This is a genomic window from Flavobacterium sp. I-STPP5a (genome assembly GCF_009764685.1).
In the GTDB taxonomy this organism is placed as follows: domain Bacteria; phylum Bacteroidota; class Bacteroidia; order Flavobacteriales; family Flavobacteriaceae; genus Flavobacterium.
In genome coordinates, this window is the sequence record NZ_VHLM01000047.1 from 99,599 (window position 1) to 120,197 (window position 20,599).

At 35.5% G+C, this 20,599-nt stretch carries 17 protein-coding genes; 11 read left to right on the forward strand and 6 right to left on the reverse strand.

The window, feature by feature from the left end; genetic code table 11:
- Positions 1-102: 102 nt before the first annotated feature.
- The 3 genes from FJV36_RS08655 to serS all read right to left on the reverse strand — a co-directional run bounded on the left by FJV36_RS08655 (position 103) and on the right by serS (position 3,674).
- The gene (locus tag FJV36_RS08655; protein ID WP_158730099.1) at positions 103-417 is read right to left on the reverse strand and encodes a DUF4286 family protein; all 315 of its coding nucleotides are present in this window, start codon (positions 415-417) and stop codon (positions 103-105) included.
- 116 nt (positions 418-533) lie between these two features.
- Entirely contained in the window at positions 534-2,324 is a 1,791-nt protein-coding gene (locus tag FJV36_RS08660) for a hypothetical protein (protein WP_158730100.1), read from the reverse strand.
- A 78-nt stretch (positions 2,325-2,402) separates the two neighbouring features.
- Positions 2,403-3,674: a serine--tRNA ligase gene (gene serS / locus FJV36_RS08665; RefSeq protein ID WP_158730101.1), complete on the reverse strand. Its 1,272-nt coding sequence runs from the start codon at positions 3,672-3,674 to the stop codon at positions 2,403-2,405.
- A 355-nt stretch (positions 3,675-4,029) separates the two neighbouring features.
- Between serS and FJV36_RS08670 the strand changes: the two genes are divergently transcribed.
- Both FJV36_RS08670 and FJV36_RS08675 read left to right on the forward strand, forming a co-directional pair.
- Complete coding sequence (locus tag FJV36_RS08670) at positions 4,030-5,850, forward strand: DUF1800 family protein (RefSeq protein WP_158730102.1); 1,821 nt, start codon at positions 4,030-4,032, stop codon at positions 5,848-5,850.
- Between the two features lie 12 nt (positions 5,851-5,862).
- Complete coding sequence (locus tag FJV36_RS08675; RefSeq protein WP_158730103.1) at positions 5,863-7,470, forward strand: DUF1501 domain-containing protein; 1,608 nt, start codon at positions 5,863-5,865, stop codon at positions 7,468-7,470.
- Between the two features lie 107 nt (positions 7,471-7,577).
- Here the strand turns inward: FJV36_RS08675 and FJV36_RS08680 are convergent, their stop codons facing one another.
- Positions 7,578-8,117 (reverse strand): hypothetical protein, encoded by a 540-nt coding sequence (locus FJV36_RS08680; protein ID WP_158730104.1) that lies wholly within the window; start codon positions 8,115-8,117, stop codon positions 7,578-7,580.
- 105 nt (positions 8,118-8,222) lie between these two features.
- The gene (locus tag FJV36_RS16350; protein ID WP_199250929.1) at positions 8,223-8,393 is read right to left on the reverse strand and encodes a hypothetical protein; all 171 of its coding nucleotides are present in this window, start codon (positions 8,391-8,393) and stop codon (positions 8,223-8,225) included.
- Positions 8,394-8,790: 397 nt separating this feature from the next.
- On the opposite strand from FJV36_RS16350, the gene metG reads away from it, so the two are divergent.
- The 5 genes from metG (at position 8,791) to FJV36_RS08705 (ending at position 14,865) form a co-directional block, all read left to right on the forward strand.
- The gene (metG, locus tag FJV36_RS08685) at positions 8,791-10,848 is read left to right on the forward strand and encodes a methionine--tRNA ligase (RefSeq protein ID WP_158730105.1); all 2,058 of its coding nucleotides are present in this window, start codon (positions 8,791-8,793) and stop codon (positions 10,846-10,848) included.
- A gap of 67 nt (positions 10,849-10,915) precedes the next feature.
- Positions 10,916-11,605, forward strand: a complete 690-nt coding sequence (locus FJV36_RS08690) for an HAD family hydrolase (RefSeq protein ID WP_158730106.1) — start codon at positions 10,916-10,918, stop codon at positions 11,603-11,605.
- 282 nt (positions 11,606-11,887) lie between these two features.
- Positions 11,888-13,144, forward strand: coding sequence for an OmpA family protein (locus tag FJV36_RS08695; protein ID WP_158730107.1), 1,257 nt, complete (start codon positions 11,888-11,890; stop codon positions 13,142-13,144).
- A 141-nt stretch (positions 13,145-13,285) separates the two neighbouring features.
- Positions 13,286-13,915 (forward strand): chloramphenicol acetyltransferase, encoded by a 630-nt coding sequence (locus FJV36_RS08700; protein ID WP_158730156.1) that lies wholly within the window; start codon positions 13,286-13,288, stop codon positions 13,913-13,915.
- Positions 13,916-13,965: 50 nt separating this feature from the next.
- On the forward strand, positions 13,966-14,865 hold the full coding sequence (locus FJV36_RS08705; protein ID WP_158730108.1) for a histone deacetylase: 900 nt from the start codon (positions 13,966-13,968) through the stop codon (positions 14,863-14,865).
- A gap of 108 nt (positions 14,866-14,973) precedes the next feature.
- On the opposite strand, the gene FJV36_RS08710 is transcribed toward FJV36_RS08705, so the two are convergent.
- On the reverse strand, positions 14,974-15,297 hold the full coding sequence (locus FJV36_RS08710) for a single-stranded DNA-binding protein (protein ID WP_158730109.1): 324 nt from the start codon (positions 15,295-15,297) through the stop codon (positions 14,974-14,976).
- Between the two features lie 185 nt (positions 15,298-15,482).
- On the opposite strand from FJV36_RS08710, the gene FJV36_RS08715 reads away from it, so the two are divergent.
- The 4 genes from FJV36_RS08715 to FJV36_RS08730 are packed head-to-tail and all read left to right on the forward strand — an operon-like array spanning position 15,483 to position 20,598.
- Positions 15,483-17,012, forward strand: a complete 1,530-nt coding sequence (locus FJV36_RS08715; protein WP_158730110.1) for a bifunctional GNAT family N-acetyltransferase/carbon-nitrogen hydrolase family protein — start codon at positions 15,483-15,485, stop codon at positions 17,010-17,012.
- Entirely contained in the window at positions 17,009-17,359 is a 351-nt protein-coding gene (locus FJV36_RS08720; protein ID WP_158730111.1) for a hypothetical protein, read from the forward strand. The genes FJV36_RS08715 and FJV36_RS08720 overlap by 4 nt, the downstream gene beginning before the upstream one ends.
- Before the next feature lie 31 nt (positions 17,360-17,390).
- Positions 17,391-19,784, forward strand: coding sequence for a M28 family peptidase (locus FJV36_RS08725; RefSeq protein ID WP_233264610.1), 2,394 nt, complete (start codon positions 17,391-17,393; stop codon positions 19,782-19,784).
- Between the two features lie 10 nt (positions 19,785-19,794).
- On the forward strand, positions 19,795-20,598 hold the full coding sequence (locus tag FJV36_RS08730) for an SDR family oxidoreductase (RefSeq protein ID WP_158730112.1): 804 nt from the start codon (positions 19,795-19,797) through the stop codon (positions 20,596-20,598).
- The last annotated feature ends 1 nt before the right edge of the window (position 20,599 follow it).

Below are 20,599 nucleotides of genomic sequence, written 5' to 3' on the forward strand. Positions count from 1 at the left end.
TATTTCAGTATGTATTTGTTTTGCCACTTAGGCATAAAGTTTATATTGTATCTGCAATCCATTTTTAGTCTGTATACTAGGCGTTTACAAGATTATCCCAACTTATTTATAATCCCCAATCAACTCAAGTTCAGTTCTAAAAGCTAGCATTTTATCTCCAAATAATCGAGCTCCTTCTTCACGAAAACCAGGTGCATACTCTTGATAATACCGCTGCAAGGTCTCCTTACTTTCTGTTTCATATTGTACAGAGTAGGTTACTCCTCCCATTTCTTCTTCAACCAATACGCGAACCAATCGGGCTGATGAAAACAATCTAGTTGACAAGATTTCAGGAATGTGTTTGTGTTGCATCCAGATCATCCATTGATCGTGTACGCTTTCATGTATGTTTGTAGTAACGTTGTATATAATCATAAACTGACCCTGACCCTAAAAAAAGGGAAAACCTACCAGGGATAGTAGGGTTAAAAAAAATTAATATTCTAGAACAAGGCTTGCCATCATGTAAAGCCTAGTTTTGTAACCATCATTTACTGTATTACAGTGTCTCCTCTTAGCATGCGATATTCTTTGCGGGCCGGCACAAAATGGATACTGTCTTGATGGTTAAAAATTATTTTTTCATATAGTGGCTTAGCAATTTCAGGTTGTTGTAGTTTTTTATTGTTTATTTCGGCCGCATAAAATAAGGCTTCGTCAATGTAAATGCTTTCTTTGTGCGTTTCTATTATTTTTTGGTATTGGCTTAAAGCCAAAACAAAATCGGATTTTTTTTCATAAATTTTACCCAATCTCAACAAAGTTACCGCTTCAATTTCATTAGCTTGCTCACCTGCCTTTTTTTGTAACAGTAATTGAAATTGAACAATGGCTTCCTCATCTCTATTTTGATACAAGAGGTAATCTCCTTTTGCAAATTGTTTTAAGGCCGTTTGAGTAGAATCAGCAACCTTATTGTCATTTATCAGCAAGTAATACTCTAAGGCATCATTTGCAATCAATTGTGTATTTGCCGCTTTTAACTCCTTAAATTGTTTCAAGGCCCATTCAAAATCAGTTTTAAAATAACTTGTTTTGGCTGCTTTTAAACTGGCTTCATGAGCTACAACATCATTTTTTAAATCCAATTCAATTTGAGAATAGTACAATAATGCTTGGTTGAATTTTTCTTCATAAAGTAAAATGTCAGCCAATTCCATTTTTGTTTGTGCTATTTCATATTCATTAAGTTGCATTTCAAGGGCAGACTTAATAATTTTTTTAGCCTCTTCCGGCTTTTTTAAATTGAATGCTGTGAAATGAGCTTGAATAAGTTGCAAAGATAGCGTAAAAGGACTTATTCCAAATTGTTTTAGCAAATCCTCTAGTGCCAGATTGATTGCTGGGTAATCAGTAGCTGTTGCTTTTTCAATTTTCATTCGAATTAAGTACGTATTGGCTTGCACCAATAACTCCTTGTCCTGTGAGTTTTGCAACACAAAATTTAGAATCTCAATAGCTGCATCGGTTTTATCCTCTTGAATGGCTTGTTGTCCTAGACTTACAATATTAGCAAGCGTTTCGGGATTGCGTTTGTAAATGGCTTTTTCTTGTATAAATGCCTTATCAAATTCTTTTTGCTGGACATAAAACCAACTTAAAAAACGATTCCAGAAAATATCTTGCGTTTTTTGAGTTCTTATTATCAATGCTTTACGCAAAATTTCATTAAAATTAGCATCACCTTCATCAACCATAAAGCGTACTAATTGGTTTTGAATTCGGATGGAGTTTTCTGGATTTGTATACGCTTCGTCTAGAAAAGTAGCCACCATGAACTCCATATTTGCCATTTGTCCGTAGAGCAAACCTATTTGATAATTAAAATTATAATTTTCATCCTTTCCAGAGACCGTTTTATAGGCCTTTAATGCATATTCAAGGAGCACTTTACGTTCAAACGCATTGGCAACACCATAAACATCATTTGGATTTTTCTTTATGGATTCTAAAGCTCTTTCGTAGTATGGCGTTGCTTTACTTTCGTTTTTTTGCAACTGATAATTATAGCCAAGTTCTACTAAAATGGTTGACTGCTGGTACTTATCATACCTCAGCTGAAGTGCATTTTGAGCGTTTTCAAACTGCTGCAATTGTTGCAAACAATCTATTGATCTTAAAAAATAAAGTGAATTTTGAGGTGTCTCTTTTAAAAGTTCTTCATAACTGATTTTGGCTTTTTCAAAATCGCCTTTGTCATAATAATACTGTGCTAATTGCTCGTTTTGGGCAAAAGCAAATAGCGAGAATGACAAAGTGATATATAGAAAGAGCTTTTTCATTATCAATATTCGTATTTTAGTTGCAGTCACAGTTTTCAGTCACAGCATTGTCAACTGTGACTGATAACCGCAAACTAATTAATTTATAATATCAAATCCGCAGTAAGGACGCAAAACCTCTGGAATTACAATTCCCTCAGGAGTTTGGTAATTTTCTAATATCCCAGCCATAACTCTTGGTAAGGCCAGCGCGCTTCCGTTTAAGGTGTGTGCCAATTGGTTTTTTCCGTCCTTGTCCTTGAAACGCAATTTCAAACGATTCGATTGAAAAGTTTCAAAATTAGAAACCGAACTAATCTCTAACCAACGGTCTTGTGCCGTAGAAAAAACTTCAAAATCATACGTCAATGCTGAAGCAAAACCCATATCACCACCACAAAGACGTAAAATACGATACGGTAATTTCAAATCTCTCAAGATATCTTTAACATGTTCTACCATTCCGTCAAGTGCTTCGTAAGACTTGTCAGGATGCTCTACACGTACAATTTCGACTTTGTCAAACTGGTGCAAACGGTTTAAACCGCGTACATGCGCACCGTAAGAACCTGCTTCACGACGGAAACATGGCGTATAAGCCGTAGTCAATACTGGCAATTCATTTTCGTTAAGGATTACATCACGAAACAAATTAGTAACAGGAACCTCAGCCGTTGGAATCAAGTACAAATCATCGGTTTTGTCATGGTACATTTGCCCTTCTTTGTCTGGCAATTGACCAGTTCCATAAGCAGATGCTTCATTGACCATGTGCGGAACCTGAACTTCATTGTAACCCGCTGCCGTATTTTTATCTAAGAAATAATTGATTAAGGCACGTTGCAAACGAGCACCTTTACCTTTATAAACTGGAAAACCTGCTCCAGTGATTTTTACTCCCAATTCAAAATCAATGATGTCGTATTTTTTTACCAAATCCCAATGTGGTTGTGCTCCTTCATGCAAAACTGGAACAGCACCTTCTTCAAAAACGTTTAAGTTTTCCTCTGGAGTTTTCCCCTCAGGAACAATATCAGCTGGAAGATTAGGAAGTGTGTATAATTTTTCTAAAAGTTCAGCGGCAAGTGCCTCAGCGGTTTCAGCTAGCGCTTTGCTTTTCTCTTTATTTAAAACTGTTTTTTCTTTTAGGATTGCGGCTTTTGATTTCTCACCCGCTTTCATCAATTCGCCAATGTCTTTGGATAATTTATTAGATTCAGATAAAATAGTGTCAAGCTCTACTTGCGCAGTGCGACGTTTTTCATCTAGTTGTACCACTTCTTCAACAACACTCTTGGCATCAAAATTTTTTTTGGCCAAAGCATTGATTACTTTTTCTTGATTCTCTCTAATAAATGCAATTTGTAACATAGCTTGATTTTTTAAACGCTAACTTTTGTAATAACGGTAGCAAATTTAAGGAAATGTTTGATAGTAAGAGATAAAAGTTTTATCAAAAAAAGAGAATTATAAGGAGAAATTGCACGGCCATTTTTTGCACATCTAAAGATTTGAATAAAATAAATAGTAGAGAAAGTTTTTTGTATAATTTTAATTATTCGTTTATAAACTTTTAAGACAATAAGAACCATAAATTATTTAACTACAAGACTCATAGTACGTTGAACGTATTGTAAAAAAACATAATTTTGAGTAGCTATTTTAACTAAGTAGAAAATAATAAAATAGTAGAGAGTCGATTATACAAATCAAATTTGAAATCGTTATGAGTAATACTATTAACCGAAGAAATTTATTTAGTTTACTATTAAATAAATCAAAAATAAATCAGGATGTTAAAGATCCTTTATTTGAAAAATATTCCCGAAAAATATTTAAAGGCAGAAGATATCAAAGCGTTAAAAGTGCTACAAAATCGGGTTTTACCGATAGAGTAGTTCCTGTTAGTAGTGGATTAAATCCCTACAGCGGCAGTTGGGGCAAGCAAGAAGTACTGCATTTATTAAAACGTACTGGTTATGGTTTTAAAAAAGCAGACGTTGATGCGTTACTCGCCTTAAATATGACAAATGCGGTCAATGCCGTGTTGAACATCAACATTACTGCGCCAGCTCCTCCCGTAAATTCATACAATAATTATTCGCCAGATGAGAGCAACTTGCCCTATGGAGCTGACTGGACAAATGACCCATTACCTGTGGGAACCAATACAACTAACTCGAGAAGAATTGAGTCTTTATCACAATGGAGTTTTGGCTTAGCTTGCAATCAAAATGCGACTATTAAGGAAAAAATGACATGGTTTTGGTATCATTTTATTCCAGTAGATTTTGAAACCGTACGCAGTGCTCCATTTTCGCACGCGGGAAGTAATTCATGTCGCATATTATACTCCTACCTGAAAATGTTCCGAGATAATCCGCTTGGAAATTACAAGACACTGATCAGAAAAATGGCTACACAGCCCGCCATGATGTACTATTTAAACAATCAAGCCAATACAAAAACGTCTCCCGATGAAAATTTTGCACGAGAGCTCATGGAGCTTTTTACTTTAGGAAAAGACCCATTAAGCCAGTATACGGAAGTTGACGTGATACAAGCAGCAAAAGTTTTAACAGGATGGAGAGTGATAAATTTAAATACAGCAACACCAAGCACTAATTTTGACACTAATTTTCACGATACGAGCAATAAGCAGTTCTCCTCGTTTTTTAACAATACCGTCATTAGCAATGCTGGAGCTTCAGAGTTAGATGCTTTGATTGATATGATTTTCACAAAATCAAGAGTAGTTTCAGAATATATTTGCCGCCGATTATACCGCTATTTTATCTATTATGATATTGATGCTACGATAGAATCAAACATAATTATTCCATTAGCACAAACATTTGTGGCTAACAATTGGGAAATCGAACCTGTATTAAACCAACTATTCAAAAGCCAACATTTTTATGACATGGCCAATAGAGGCGTTTACATCAAATCACCTTTTGATCTAGTCATTGGTAGTTTACGGACTTTTAACTTGAATTATACGGTAACAGACGCAACTAATTTTGAAGCGCAATATAGAGTTTGGAATTACTTCAACAATACTGTTTTAAGCGGTTTAGAGCAAACTATGGGCAAAATCCCAAATGTTTCCGGTTGGGTTGCTTTTTATCAAAATCCGTCGTTTCATGAATATTGGATCAATTCCAGTACCACTCAAAAAAGGTTCGATTTCTTAAATAGAATTTTCAACGGTTACAATCTTACTTACAACTCGCACACAACCCGGATAGAAGTAGATCTAATAGGTTTTATTCAACAATTTAGCCCTACTATTTGTGCTAATCCAGATTTATTAGTTGCTGAATGTATACTGTACTTGTTGCCCATTGATATTAGTAGTACACAAAAAGAGCAAATAAAAATACAATCGTTGCTTTCCAATCAAACAAGTAATGATTACTGGACCTCAGCGTGGACACTTTACCTCAATGACACATCAAATACAACCAACAAAAATAGTGTGAAATCACGACTTAAATCCTTACTTGTGACTCTTACTCAACTTGCTGAATACCAATTAATGTAATTTTTTGAAGTTATGAAAAGAAGAAGTTTTATAAAAACAAGTGCATTAGCCTCCATCCCCTTAGCTTTGAATGGAATTCCTGTAATGGCATCAGCTTCGATTGAAAGTAATGCACTAGATGTTTTGGCAAATGCAGCGGTAAATTGTGGTAAAATTTTGGTTATCATACAAATGAACGGTGGTAACGATGGATTAAATACCGTTTTCCCTTTAGATAAATGGACAAATTTAAATAACGCACGTTCCAATATATTGATGAACCAAAGTTCTGTTCTGCCACTGGCTAATAATACTACTACTGGCCTACATCCCGCAATGTCTGAAATGAAAACTTTGCATGATAATGGGAAATTAATGATAATTCAAGGGGTTTCCTATCCCAATCCAAGTTTCAGTCATTTTAGAGCAACTGATATTTGGTTTACAGCTTCTAATAGCAATCAAACCCTTGATAGTGGCTGGCTAGGACGATCACTAGATAGCATATATCCAAATTTTCCCCTTGGTTATCCTAATAGTGACATGCCTGATCCATTGGCTATTCAAATAGGTTCTACTTTGCCCTTTTCATTACAAGGACCTACTATTAACATGGGATATAATGCTCCGGATCCCAATACTCTTTTGAACGTCATCAATCAAATTACTGATCCCGCACCTAATTCTGACTACGGAACAGAGCTGACTTTTTTACGTTTAATGAAAGACCAAAGCAATGTATACCGCACTGCTATACAAACTGCTTTTAACACCGCGCAGTCACAAACCGCAACATATCCTAGTGCTAATAAGCTAGGTGATCAATTAAAAATTGTTGCCAAATTAATAAATGGCGGACTACAAACCCCTATTTACATTGTCAATCACCCTAACACATCTGATTTACACAGTGGTCAAGTGGATGTTGTTGATAAGACCAAAGGTGCTCATGCTACCAATCTCAGTATTTTATCGCAGGCAATACATGCATTTCAACAAGATTTAGAGTTAATGGGAAAATCAAATTTAGTAACAGGAATGACTTTTAGTGAATTTGGTCGAAGAATTAAAAGCAACGGAAGCCTTGGTACCGATCATGGAGCTGGAGCACCTGTAATTTTCTTTGGAGCCGCCTTGAATACTGGATCTAGTGCCATAACTGCTCAAAATCCAGTTTCAGGTATGATAGGCAGCTCACCAAACATACCTTTAAACCCAACCGTTTCAGACCAGGTTGCAATGCAATTTGACTTTAGACAAATTTATTCTTCGATTATGCAAGATTGGCTTTGTATGAGTGAAGCACAAACTGCGGAAGTTTTGGGTGGCACTTTTACAAAATTAGCCCTATTTAAAACCGCAACTTTAGATACCGTTTCTTATGACAATGAGCACTTTTTTGTTGTTTATCCCAATCCAATTACAAACAACACTATCAATATAAATTTTAAAGAGAGCATAAATGATTTCATAAATGTCCAGTTGTTTACGATTCAAGGAACAAAAATCTTCCAAAAATCGTTTAGAGTAAACAGTAATACCTTAACATTTTCACCAAATAATATCTTGGCGTCTGGAATCTACATCTTGGAAATAGAATACAACAACTTTAAATTCCACACAAAAGCGATTGTTTCATGATAGATTAAGAATAAAACTTTGACTTAATACAAAGATAAAACAAAGAGATTCGATACGTTCTACTTTAAAAGACCCCGCGTGCCTTTGTGTTTTTTCTATGAAAATAATTACTCCCTTTTAATCTCGTGACCTACAAAAGCTTCAAGAGTTGCAAACATATCATCTATTGAAAGCACTTCAAGATCTGGGTGCGACATTAAAAAAGCAGCATTAAGTTCTACTATATTTTCTTCTATTTCAAAAAAAGTATCGGTATTGAGCGCATCTCTAGTGAGATTAACTCCTTCTAATTTTCCTTGTAAAAATTTATTGAGTTTCACACTACTCATTAAACTCACTTTTTTAGACTGTTGCTGGAATAATTCTAGATGTTTAGGTGCTTCAATCAAGGCCAAACCTTCTTCAATAAGTTCATTTAATTCCTTATTCCATCCAGAGCGGTGAACGAATTGTGCAAAATTGCCATCAACATGTTGCGCTACGTAAAAATCTAAATAATAACTCATCAATGCATCTTCGTGAATCAAATCGTCATCAATTTTCTCTTCACGCATTAAGTTGATCACCGAAATGTTTGAGTTAATAATGTCTTGTGGGTTTTCACTTTGAGCAGCGTTTTCTGAGATGATGATTTTTCCGAATTCCATTTGAGTTGCGTTTTATATTATAGATTGCAAATTTCGGGTAAAAGATTGAGGAATCGAAATATTTGTTTTATCCAAAGATGAGCACAGATTTATTTATGCTTAAAATTAAATGACATCCGATTCATTATTGTTCTTTTTCTGATTCATTTTGGTTACCAATGCCTTCAAGCGTGCTGCTTTTGCTGCTTTTTCCTCTTGCAATTTTGCCTTTTTCCTGTTGAGTAATTTGGTGTGCAACGCTTTATTTTTGGTATTTTTTTCGGGTCCTTTGGGCATGATGTAGCAACTTAATTAGTAAAGTTTGTCGTTTGAGACTGTTACCAGAATCACCAACTTAAAAACTTTACAAAGGAAACTATTTTTTGGCATTTTGCTATTTTAATGTCGGATTAAGTTGGCCCGAACTGGAGATTCCTCGTTCATCGAAATAACAAATAGACTTGAAGCACCTACTTCCCTAGCCCCAATAGCAGTGAAAATCCTTTCCATTTTTTCTTTAAAAATGGAAAGATTGCAACGGATAGTGGGAAATAGCTTCAAATAAAATTCTATTGCTTATTTTTGCATCTCCATAAAATGGAATCATGAAATGAGCGTAGTATAAAATGGGTCATTCAGCCCTTCGTGCTATGCGAATTACATGTGACAAATAAAAAAATAATATTAGCAACACATGATACAGAATCCAAAAAGATATACGATTACAGCGGCATTGCCTTATACAAACGGACCCATCCACATAGGCCATTTGGCAGGTGTTTACGTACCGTCAGACATATATTCAAGATATTTAAGATTGCAAGGAAGAGACGTTTTGTTTGTTTGCGGAAGCGACGAACACGGCGTGGCGATTTCGATGAAAGCCAAAAAAGAAGGTATTACGCCTCAGCAAGTAATTGATAAATACGATGGTATTATCCGTAAATCGTTTTCGGATTTTGGAATTTCATTTGATAATTATTCAAGAACTTCGGCTAAAATTCATCATGATACGGCTTCGGAATTTTTCAAAAAATTGTATGAACAAGGCGATTTTATTGAAGAAGTAACCGAACAATTGTATGATGCTAAAGCAGATCAGTTTTTAGCAGATCGTTTTGTAATGGGAACTTGCCCAAAATGTGGCAACGAAGAAGCATACGGCGATCAGTGCGAAAAATGTGGTTCTACGCTAAATGCTACCGATTTGATTAATCCAAAATCAACCATTACAGGCGAAACTCCTATCATGAAATCAACGAAACACTGGTTTTTGCCTTTGGATCGCTACGAAGATTTCTTGAAAGAATGGATTCTTGTAGGACATAAAAGCGACTGGAAACCGAATGTGTACGGCCAAGTAAAATCATGGATTGACGGTGGATTAGAACCTCGTGCGGTAACGCGTGACCTAGACTGGGGAATTGATGTTCCTGTTGAAGGCGCTGAGGGGAAAAAATTATACGTTTGGTTTGATGCACCTATTGGATACATATCGGCTACGAAAGAATGGGCTTTGCGTGAAGGGAAAGACTGGGAACCGTACTGGAAAGATCAAGACACAAAACTGGTTCACTTTATAGGGAAAGACAATATTGTATTTCATTGCGTGATTTTCCCGGCAATGCTAAAAGCTGAAGGTAACTATATTTTACCGGATAATGTTCCTGCTAATGAGTTCTTGAACTTGGAAGGAAACAAATTATCGACGTCTAAAAATTGGGCCGTTTGGTTGCACGAATATTTAGAAGAATTCCCAAATCAGCAAGATGTATTGCGTTATGCCTTAACATCAAATGCACCTGAAACGAAGGATAATGATTTTACTTGGAAAGACTTTCAAGCTAGAAACAACAATGAACTGGTAGCGATTTTTGGAAATTTCATCAATCGTGTGGTGGTTTTAACCAATAAATATTACGACGGAATTGTCCCTACTCCTAACAAATTATCTGAGGTAGACGAACAAACTTTGGCTGAATTGAAAGCCTATCCATCAGTAATTTCAAGTTCTATCGAAAGATACAGATTTAGAGAAGCACTTGGTGAAATGATGAATGTAGCAAGACTCGGAAATAAATATTTGGCCGATGAAGAGCCTTGGAAGATGATTAAAACTGATGAAGAACGTACAAAAACTCAAATGTATGTTGCTTTGCAAATTGCTGCAGTTTTGAGTTCGCTTTGTGAGCCGTTCTTGCCTTTTACTTCTGTAAAATTGTCAAGAATGTTGAATATCAACATCAACAATTGGAATTTGGAATTTGAAGATTGGAATTTATTACCCGCTGGTCACCAAATTGGTCAAGCCGAATTACTGTTTTCGAAAATTGAAGATGAAGAAATCCAAAAACAAATCGATAAATTAGAAGCAACCAAAACAGCTAACAAAGCCGAGAATAAAGTGGCTGAACCACAAAAAGAACTTATTCAATTTGAGGATTTTGCCAAAATGGATATCCGCACAGGAACCATTTTAGAGGCAGAAAAAATGCCAAAAGCCAATAAACTTTTGATTTTAAAGGTAGATACTGGAATTGATATTCGAACGATAGTTTCGGGAATTGCCGAAAGTTTTAAACCAGAAGATATCATTGGGAAACGCGTAACTGTTTTAGTGAATTTGGCACCAAGAAACTTACGTGGCGTAGAAAGTCACGGTATGATTTTGATGACTACAAATACCGAAGGAAAACTTGTTTTTGTAAATCCTGATACGGATGGTGTGGGGAATGGCGAGATGATAAATTAAAAAAATAACCACAGATTCGCAGATTCATTAATTAAAGCTACGAATCTGTGGTAATACAAAATTAAGAATGAACCTAAAAGTAATTGCCTTCGACGCTGATGACACCTTATTCATCAACGAAACCTATTTTCTAGAAACCGAAGAGAAATTTTGTGCACTCATGAGTGATTATTTGTCACATCAAGGATTGTCGCAGGAATTATTTAAGGTAGAGATTGCCAATTTAAAATTATACGGCTATGGCATAAAAGGATATATTTTATCCATGATTGAGGCTGCAATGACAATTTCGAACAACACGATTCCGATTGAAATTATTGAAAAAATCATTCAGTACGGAAAAGAACTTTTAGAGAAACCTATCGTTTTACTGGATGGTGTTCAAGAAACCCTACAAGCCTTACACGGAAAATACAAACTGGTGGTGGCTACCAAAGGTGATTTATTAGACCAGCGTAGAAAATTACACAATTCAGGTTTAGGTCATTATTTTCATCATATTGAAGTAATGTCAGACAAGCAAGAAATTGATTATACAGACTTGATTAAACGATTAGACATTCAACCTTCTGAATTTTTCATGATTGGTAATTCATTGAAATCAGATGTTCTGCCTGTTTTGGCCATAGGCGGATATGCTGTTCATATTCCCTTTCACACCACTTGGGCACATGAAAAAATTGATCATACAGTAGAGCATGAAAACTTCAATACTTTTACAACTATAACTGATGTTTTACCGCTCTTGAAGAGTTGAAAAAATAACGATTTATTGACGTTTTCATGTTATAAAATTAAGGACTTAGGGCAATTTATAAGCCCAAAAGTCTTTTTTTTTGGATTTTCGACCCTAGTTAAACTACTAAATAAAGACACTATCTGAAATTTTTCTCTTAAAAAAGAATCTAAATCGCACTAAAAAACTCAAAGTAATCCGTAATTTATATAATTTTTTTTATCTTTTATATATTTAACTGATTGAAAATTCTTATTTGTGATTATGTTGTAAATTTGCACCGAATTTAAAAATCATAAAATAATGAAAAATTTAATGTTTGCATTAGTTTTTGCAGGTACTGTTTCTTCTGTAAATGCTCAAACTGAAACTAAAGAAGTAAAAAATACAGATTACAACAAATGGTCTATTGAATTAGCTGGCGGTGTTAACAAACCACAAAGACCATTAGGATTAGGTTACGCTACTTCAACTCCAAGCCCTTATGTTGCAGATCTAGGTGTACGTTACATGTTTAACAATAAATTTGGTTTGAAAGCTGATTTTGGATACAACAGTTTTGAAGGAAAAAGCAACTCTGCAAATTTTGACACAAAATACTACAGAGCGAACCTTCAAGCAGTAGCAAACTTAGGTAGAATCATGAGCTTTGAAACTTGGACTAATACAATAGGTTTATTAGGTCATGCTGGTTTTGGTTTAGCGCAATTAGAAGATCAAAATTCTGCTTTAAAAGACAGAATGGGTAATTTTATAGCAGGTGTTACTGGTCAAATTAAATTATCTAACAGAATTGCTCTTACAGGTGATTTCACAACGATCCTTAATGCTTCACAAGATGCTACTTTTGATGCTTCTGCAACTACAAATGCAAGAGGATTCTCTGGAATTTTATTTAATGGTACTGTAGGTTTAACTGTTTACTTAGGTAAAAACGAAAAACATGCTGACTGGGTACTTGATAACAACAGCGAAATTGACAAATTAAAGCAACAAATTGCTGATATCGAGACTTCAATGTTAGATACAGATAAAGATGGTGTTGCTGATTATTTAGATCAAGAGCCTAACACTATTGGTGGTGTAATGGTTAACACTAAAGGTAAATCTATCGACTTGAATAACAACAACATTCCTGACGAATTAGAAAGCTATTTCTTAAAAACTTACGGAAAAAACACTGATAAACCAGCTATCGTAGACAACAGTACATTAATCAAAAACTTAATCAACGAAGGTTACGTAGGTACTTATTTTGATTACAACAAATCTACTCCAACAAACGTATCTACTGAAGGAATTGATTTTATCTTAACTTACTTAAGAAACAACCCATCTACATCAGTTGACATTATTGGTCATGCTGACGAGTTAGGAAAATCTGAGTACAATGATAAATTATCTACAGCAAGAGCTAACAGCGTAAAAGACGTTTTAGTTAAAGCTAATATTGATGCTTCAAGATTGAATGTTGCTGCAGCTGGTGAAGATGCTTCGGTAGCAAAAGATTCAGATACAGCTAGAAAATTAGTAAGAAGAGTTACTTTCAGAGTAAAATAATCCTCCACTTATAATTGCTTAAAAGCCCTAAAGGAAATTCTTTTAGGGCTTTTTCTATATTTAACAATCAAAGAAATTACAAGTGCATGGCTGAATTAAAAATTAGCAATACTTTTGGAAAAAAAATTAATTCCATCCCCTTTGAAACAACTATTAGACATCGATAACTGGGCGCGTAAAGAACATTTTCAATTCTTCAAACAATTTGAAGAGCCTTTTTTTGGGGCAACCGTGCAAATTGATTGTTCACTGGCTTACGCCAAAGCTAAAACGCTAAACACCTCCTTTTTTAGCTACTACCTTCACAAAACACTTTTGGCAGTAAATGCCATAGAACATTTTAGATATCGCATTGACGGGGAAACCGTTGTAATACACGATCACATCAATGCATCAGCAACAATAGGTAGAGAAGACGGGACTTTTGGCTTTTCCTTGATTGAATTCGACACGGATTATGCTGTTTTTAAAACCAATACCGCCACAGAAATTGACCGTATACAAACCACCACAGGCCTTTTTACCCGAACTTTTAATGATGATAATGTCATCCATTTCTCGGCGATTCCTTGGTTGGATTTTACTTCTTTATCACATGCAAGAAGTTTTAGTTTTCCTGACAGTTGTCCAAAAATCTCCTTTGGAAAAATGACAATTGACAGCAATGGAAAAAAAACCATGCCCATGTCCATACACGTTCACCACGGATTAATTGACGGTTTACATCTTGGCCAATTTGTAGATTACTTTCAAGAATTGATGAACCAATAAGCTAAGCATCGCTTGAGTTTAATACATGTAACTAAAAGTCATTTTCCGCCATGTTCCCAATAGCATTTCATCCTATTTACCAGCATCCGTTACCAGAACGGCATCGGTTTCCCATGCTTAAATACGAACTGCTTCCGCAACAATTGTTGCATGAAGGAACAGCTTTGCCAACTGACTTCTATAAACCCGAAATTTGCGATTTAGCTCCCATTTTGGCAATTCATCAAAAAGAGTACGTCACAGATTTACTAGAACTTACCTTAAACGCAAAAGCAGTGCGTAAAATAGGTTTTCCCCTCTCCAGAGAACTAGTACAACGCGAACTTATCATTGCACAAGGAACTATTTTTGGCGCACAAAAATCATTTGACACGAAAGTCTCATTCAATATTGCAGGAGGTACGCACCATGCTTACACAGATCATGGCGAAGCATTTTGTTTATTAAACGACCAAGCCATTGCTGCACAGTTTTTATTGGACACTAAACTCGCAAAAAAAATTTTAATCATCGACTTAGATGTACATCAGGGAAACGGAACTGCTGAAATTTTTCAAAACAATTCAAAAGTATTTACGTTTTCTACACATGGCAAGACAAATTATCCGTTCAAGAAAGAAACGTCAGATTTAGACATTGCATTTGACGATGGAACAACCGATGCGGAGTTCTTGCAAACCCTAGCAACTGTAATTCCGCAATTGATAGAAACGCAAAAACCTGATTTCATATTTTATTTGGCGGGTGTCGATATTTTGGCCACAGATAAACTTGGAAAATTAGGCTGTACTCTTAATGGTTGTAAAAAAAGGGATGAGTTGGTTTTTGAATTGTGTTCCAAATTCCAAATTCCAGTACAAGTTTCAATGGGTGGCGGCTACTCTCCCGATATAAAAACCATTATTGAAGCCCATGCCAATACCTATCGAATGGCAAAAGATATTTTTTAAAACTATTGCAATACATCAAAACAATAAGAACTGATTCATGCTATTTAATTACAAAAAAACACGGACCTCAATTAAGAAATCCGTGCATTTTATAAAATAGTAAGAATACTATTTCCCTAAAAGCAATACTTCACTTGCTACTATTTCAGTAATATAACGCTTTTCTCCGTTTTTATCCTCGTACGTTCTGTGGGATAATTTTGCTTCAATTCCAATCTCTCTGCCTTTGGTCACATATTTTTCAATAATCTCAGCTGTTTTTCCCCAAGCAGTGACCCGGTGCCATTCTGTTTGTTCTACTTTGTCTCCGTTTTCTTTGTAATACACATCATTTGTAGCGATGCTCACGGTGGCTAATTTTTTCCCTCCTTCAAGTGTTTTAACTTCTGGATCTTGACCTACTCTTCCGATTAATTGTACTCTGTTTTTCATGGCGTGTAAATTTAATTATTGGTGTGTATGTTAATTTGTCAAATCGTTCATTCGAATCAACAGGGCAAAGATGCGACAGTTTCAAAACAAGAATCGGTTACTAACTATTTACTTTCGGTTGTAACTATTTGTAACCGTTTGTAAATGTTAAAAAAAAAGTTATATTTGTTGTAAATCAATTTATTATGCAGGCCAAAATTAACAAAGTAGAATTACGAAATCTAAAATTTGACGACTACAAAGAACTTAAAAAATCTATGGTAGAGTCCTATCCAGAAATGACTGGTTCTTACTGGCGAGAACATCACATTGAGAAATTATTGAGTATTTTCCCAGAAGGTCAGCTCGTGATTTTGGTTGACGGTAAAGTTGTTGGCTCTGCATTATCACTTATCGTTGATGAAAATTTAGTCGATAAAAATCATAACTACTCAGACATTACCGGAAAATATACCTTTTCAACCCACAATCAGAAAAGCGATATTTTATACGGAATAGATGTTTTTATTCACCCCAATTACAGAGGTCTCAGACTGGGAAGAAGACTTTATGACGCCCGAAAAGAGCTGTGCGAACAATTAAACTTGAAGGCTATTGTCTTTGCAGGGCGAATACCTAATTACGGAAAACACGCCGACACACTTAGTCCAAAAGATTATATTGATAAAGTAAAAAGAAAAGAAATGCACGACTCAGTACTTTCTTTTCAATTAAGCAATGATTTTCACGTAATCCGGGTGATGAAAAATTATCTCGAAGGCGATAGTGACAGCAAAGAATTTGCTGTATTACTGGAGTGGAACAACATTTATTATGACGAAAGTCCAAAGTTAATCAACCTTGCAAAAAGCGTAATCCGTTTAGGACTTGTACAATGGCAAATGCGCCAATTGAATAATCTTGAAGCCTTATTTGAACAATGCGAGTTTTTTGTAGATGTTGTATCTGGTTATGGTAGTGATTTTGCGCTATTTCCAGAACTTTTTACGGCTCCTTTAATGGCCGATTACAATCATTTATCAGAGGCCGAAGCCATCCGGGAACTTGCCAAACATACAGATCCCATTCACAAACGCTTTCAAGAATTAGCCATTTCATATAACATCAATATCATTACAGGTAGTATGCCGTACCTGGACAATGGTACTTTATACAATGTTGGTTTCTTGTGTAAAAGAGATGGAACCTCTGAAATGTATGCCAAAATCCACGTTACACCAAATGAAGTACAACATTGGGGAATGACGGGTGGCTCTACCATTAAAACCTTTGATACAGATTGTGGCAAAATAGGAATCATGATTTGCTATGATGTAGAATTTCCAGAACTCTCCCGCTTGATGGCTGATGAAGGTATGAACATCTTATTTGTTCCTTTCTTAACCGATACACAAAACGCTTACACCCGCGTAAAGCATTGCGCGCAGGCACGAGCCATAGAAAATGAATGTTATGTTGCCATTGCTGGTTGTGTGGGGAATTTACCAAAAGTGAATAATATGGATATTCAATACGCACAATCTGCCGTTTTTACGCCCTCAGACTTTGCTTTTCCTAGTAACGGAATCAAAGCCGAAGCGACACCAAATACCGAAATGACACTTATTGTAGATGTAGACTTAGATTTACTAAAAGAATTGCATGAGCACGGCAGTGTTCGTATTCTTAAAGACCGTAGAACTGATTTATACGACATCAAAAAAATAAATCCATGAATAAAACCTGTTTAGAATGCGGAGAAAAAATTGTGGGACGCGAGGACAAGAAATTTTGTAGTGATGCTTGTCGAAATGCTTACAATAATAAAATAAACAAGGATAGTACTAATTATATGCGCAACATCAACAACAGGTTGCGCAAAAACTATCGCATTTTATCAGAACTAAATACCGAAGGAAAATCTAAAACTACCCGTTCAAAACTAGTAAGTAAAGGTTTTGATTTTGAATACTTTACCAATATTCTCAACACAAAAACGGGCAACACCTACTATTTTCTCTATGACCAAGGCTATATGGTTTTAGAAAATGATTATTACATGCTCGTTAAAAAAGATATCTAAATACCACAACCACAAAATCTATTAACCAAAAATGAAAAAAGATTTTTCTTCAATTTACATGAGTGCTTTTATTATTGTTGTACTGGCAGCACTTTATTTCACCATGATGCCACAATGGACAACAGATAAGGATACTTCATTAGTAGATTTTTCTGCAACACGGGCTTTTGAACAAGTAAAAGCTATCGCTCAAAAACCGCATTATGTAGGATCCAAAAACCATGAAATAGTTGCCAATTATTTACAACAAGAACTTGAAAGTTTAGGTCTAGAAACCTCCATTCAAGAAGGTTATACACTAAGTGATTGGGGAAATCTAGTATATTCTAAAAATGTTTTAGCACGAATAAAAGGCTCTTCAAACTCTAAAGCGCTCTTGCTGCTTTCTCATTATGATAGTGCACCACATTCTTACTCCCCAGGCGCTAGTGATGCTGGGTCTGGTGTAGCAACTATTATTGAAGGAATAAGAGCTTTTTTGTATACCAAAACACCTCATAAAAACGACATCATCATCATGTTTTCTGATGGTGAAGAATTAGGACTTAACGGCGCTGCACTTTTTGTAAACCAGCACAAATGGGCCAAAGATGTAGGAGTTGTTTTAAACTTTGAAGCAAGAGGTACATCAGGACCAAGTTATATGCTCATGGAGACTAATGCTGGCAATGCTGCATTAGTAAAAGAATTTGCCGAGGCCAAGACCACATTTCCAGTATCAAACTCTTTGATGTACAGCATTTATAAAATGTTACCTAACGATACTGATTTGACTGTGTTTAGAGAACAAGGAAACATACAAGGGTACAATTTTGCTTTTATAGACGATCATTACAATTACCACACCGCTCAAGATGACACTGCCCATCTTGATTTAAACACGCTTGCCCATCAAGGTACGTATTTGATGCCTTTGCTAAAACATTTTTCCAATACAAATTTAAACAAACCAGTGTCTCAAGAGGATTTTGTTTATTTTAGTTTGCCTTACACTTTTGTGTATTACCCATTTAGCTGGACTATTCCAGTGGTTATAGGCTGCTTTGTGATGCTGGTATTTTTTATATTCATAGGAAGAGCTAAACATCTAATAACATTTCAAGATATTGGCAAAGGATTTATTCCTCTTTTTGGATCGCTACTTACAGCAGGACTTGTTACCTTTTTAGGTTGGAAACTTCTACTCGTACTCTATCCTCAATACAACGATTTGCTTAACGGATTTACCTATAACGGTCATGAATACATTGCAGCATTTGTTTGCCTATCAATGGCTATAACCATGGCGTTTTATGCTCGGTTTTCAAGTACTAAGATCACCATGAGTCATTATGTGGCACCACTTACACTATGGATTATTATCAATGGTTTACTAGCGGTGTACTTACCAGGTGCAGGATTTTTGATAGTTCCTGTTTGTTTTGGACTGCTCGTTTTTGGAATATTTGTTCTAACTCAAAAATCTAATAAAACAGTCAACTTACTATTGAGTATTCCAGCTTTGTTGATTATTACTCCTTTTATCCAAATGTTTCCGGTGGGATTGGGATTAAAAGTACTTTTTGGCAGTGCAGTGTTAACCGTATTAGCGGTAGGTATTCTTTATTTTGTTTTTGGGACTTACGCCAAAAAAGGAATTTGGGCTGCAGTATTTCTGATGGTATCAGTTGGTTTTTTTGCCAAAGCACATTATGAGTCTGGTTATGAATTTGGCAAAGCCAAATCAAACAGTTTGCTCTATGTATATGATTCTGATAAAAAGACGGCAAAATGGGCCACTTATGACAGCAATCTTGACTCGTGGACCAAAACGTATTTAGGCAATAATCCCGAAACGGCTTCAACACTTAATGAGCTTCCATTGTTTAGTAAATACAACTCCGGTTTTACTTTCACGACTACTGCGCCCGTAAAAAAAATTGCTCCACCTACAGTTTCTTTTATTTATGATAGAACTATTGGTACAAAAAGGTATTTAAAAATTCAAATAGCTCCAAATAGAAATGTAAACCGCTACGATGTGTTTGCCAATGAAGGTATGAAAATCAAGAACTTTACAGCTAACGGAGCAACAGCACTTGAACACAAAAAAGGAAATTACGAACGAAAAGGCAAAAAAATTGTTAGCTATTATGTAGTAAACAATGCTCCGCTAGTACTGCAATTTGAGATAGAATCTGGAAATAAATTTGATATGGAATTGCTAGAAAGCTCTTTTGATTTAACCACAAACCCAGTATTTGAACTAGCAAAAAGAGAGAACTGGATGATGCCTACACCTTTTGTATTGAATGATGCAGTTGTCATTAGACAAAAAATAAAACCTAGTCCTGTTGTTGTAGCTCCACCAGTGAAACTCAAAACACCTATTGGCTACAGCCGATACCAAAAACAATCCGTACAAGACAGCTTAACAACAAAGTAAGCACAAAATCATGACAAAAATTAGCATTTTAGGTTGCGGATGGCTCGGTTTACCTTTGGCAAAAGCCTTATTGAAAAAAAACTATGAGATAAATGGATCAACAACATCCGCAGAGAAATTACAAATTCTGGCAGATGCTGGAATAAATCCTTTTTTAATATCGCTCCATGAGCATTCTATATCTGGTGACATTGCTGGTTTACTGCAAGATTGTTCTATTTTAATACTAGATATTCCTCCTAAGCTTAGAGGAGCTGGAACCGAAAATTTTGTTTCTAAAATTAGAAATCTAATTCCTTATATTGAAAAAGCTGGTGTAGAAAACGTTCTTTTTATTAGTTCTACCTCGGTTTACGGGGAGCAAAACACACTGGTTACTGAAGAAACTATTCCACATCCAGACACAGAAAGTGGCAAGCAATTGCTGGCAACCGAACAACTTTTACAAAGTTCTATTGATTTTAAAACTACAATAGTTCGTTTTGGAGGCCTCATTGGTGCCGATCGTCATCCCATAAATTTCCTGGCGGGCAGAGAAAATTTAGAAAACCCAGATGCTCCCATAAACTTAATTCATCAAGAGGATTGCATAGGGATTATCAACGCTATTTTGTCACAACAAGTTTGGGGCGAAATCTTTAATGCAGTTACACCATATCATCCTAGCAGAAAGGACTATTACACTCAAAAAGCGGTAGACTATGATTTGGCTTTGCCAAAATTTGATCAACAAGGTCTAATTTCTGGAAAAACTATTTCAAGTTCTAAAACCGAATCGGTTTTAAAGTATACTTTTGCACAACCAAATATATAAT

What these genes read in the sequence shown, in the direction of transcription:
- FJV36_RS08655 (WP_158730099.1), bottom strand. Translation starts at nt 417, where the DNA reads ATGATTATATACAACGTTACTACAAACATACATGAAAGCGTACACGAT.
- FJV36_RS08660 (WP_158730100.1), bottom strand. Translation starts at nt 2,324, where the DNA reads ATGAAAAAGCTCTTTCTATATATCACTTTGTCATTCTCGCTATTTGCT.
- serS (WP_158730101.1), bottom strand. Translation starts at nt 3,674, where the DNA reads ATGTTACAAATTGCATTTATTAGAGAGAATCAAGAAAAAGTAATCAAT.
- FJV36_RS08670 (WP_158730102.1), top strand. Translation starts at nt 4,030, where the DNA reads ATGAGTAATACTATTAACCGAAGAAATTTATTTAGTTTACTATTAAAT.
- FJV36_RS08675 (WP_158730103.1), top strand. Translation starts at nt 5,863, where the DNA reads ATGAAAAGAAGAAGTTTTATAAAAACAAGTGCATTAGCCTCCATCCCC.
- FJV36_RS08680 (WP_158730104.1), bottom strand. Translation starts at nt 8,117, where the DNA reads ATGGAATTCGGAAAAATCATCATCTCAGAAAACGCTGCTCAAAGTGAA.
- FJV36_RS16350 (WP_199250929.1), bottom strand. Translation starts at nt 8,393, where the DNA reads ATGCCCAAAGGACCCGAAAAAAATACCAAAAATAAAGCGTTGCACACC.
- metG (WP_158730105.1), top strand. Translation starts at nt 8,791, where the DNA reads ATGATACAGAATCCAAAAAGATATACGATTACAGCGGCATTGCCTTAT.
- FJV36_RS08690 (WP_158730106.1), top strand. Translation starts at nt 10,916, where the DNA reads ATGAACCTAAAAGTAATTGCCTTCGACGCTGATGACACCTTATTCATC.
- FJV36_RS08695 (WP_158730107.1), top strand. Translation starts at nt 11,888, where the DNA reads ATGAAAAATTTAATGTTTGCATTAGTTTTTGCAGGTACTGTTTCTTCT.
- FJV36_RS08705 (WP_158730108.1), top strand. Translation starts at nt 13,966, where the DNA reads ATGTTCCCAATAGCATTTCATCCTATTTACCAGCATCCGTTACCAGAA.
- FJV36_RS08710 (WP_158730109.1), bottom strand. Translation starts at nt 15,297, where the DNA reads ATGAAAAACAGAGTACAATTAATCGGAAGAGTAGGTCAAGATCCAGAA.
- FJV36_RS08715 (WP_158730110.1), top strand. Translation starts at nt 15,483, where the DNA reads ATGCAGGCCAAAATTAACAAAGTAGAATTACGAAATCTAAAATTTGAC.
- FJV36_RS08720 (WP_158730111.1), top strand. Translation starts at nt 17,009, where the DNA reads ATGAATAAAACCTGTTTAGAATGCGGAGAAAAAATTGTGGGACGCGAG.
- FJV36_RS08725 (WP_233264610.1), top strand. Translation starts at nt 17,391, where the DNA reads ATGAAAAAAGATTTTTCTTCAATTTACATGAGTGCTTTTATTATTGTT.
- FJV36_RS08730 (WP_158730112.1), top strand. Translation starts at nt 19,795, where the DNA reads ATGACAAAAATTAGCATTTTAGGTTGCGGATGGCTCGGTTTACCTTTG.